This window comes from Pseudomonas entomophila (assembly GCF_029478665.1).
GTDB classification, from domain to species: domain Bacteria; phylum Pseudomonadota; class Gammaproteobacteria; order Pseudomonadales; family Pseudomonadaceae; genus Aquipseudomonas; species Aquipseudomonas entomophila_F.
This window is the reverse complement of the sequence record NZ_JARPQB010000128.1, coordinates 1-562: the sequence shown is the minus strand read 5'-3', so window position 1 is coordinate 562 and position 562 is coordinate 1. Positions and strand designations below refer to the sequence as shown.

1 protein-coding gene is annotated in these 562 nt (G+C 66.5%); it reads right to left on the bottom strand.

All coding sequences use genetic code 11. The features are described from left to right. On the bottom strand, positions 1-562 hold a 562-nt coding region (gene tssI, locus P5705_RS26210), incomplete at both ends, for a type VI secretion system tip protein TssI/VgrG (RefSeq protein WP_277463756.1).

The following is a 562-nucleotide window of genomic DNA, read 5'->3' as shown; positions in this document are numbered from 1 at the left end:
CCTTCGGCCAGGCGGAAGTCGCTGCGGTGGCGCTCCAGGGCGCGGGTGGCCAGGTGCTTGCCGCGGGCGCGGTCGAGGAAGCGCCCGGGGTAGTCGTAGTCTTCAAGCTCCGGCTCGGCGTGGCTGACCGACTCGCCTTCGAGCTGGATCAGCGGTTTCTTGAAGTCGTAGTCGCGGCGGGTGACGCTGCTGGTGCGGGTTTCCACGCGCAGGCCGAAGCGCTTGATCATCGGCGTGTCGGCCACCAGCCCGGCGTCCTGCTGGTAGGCCACCGGGGCCAGCTTGCGGAACACCGTCTGGTCGTCGCCGAACACCAGCTGGTGGCCCTCGGCGCTATGGCGGAAGTGGTAGTGGATGCCCTCTTCTTCACACAGGCGCTGGACGAACTGCAGGTTGGACTCGTCGTACTGCACGCAGTACTCGCGCTCCGGGTACACGGCGCCCAGCTGGAACTGGTAGGCGTTGGCGAGGATGCCGTGCTCTTCCAGTACCTGGGCGATGATCTTCGGCACGTTCATCTGCTGGAACATGCGCTGGTTGATGCGGTGGGCCAGGTAGGCCA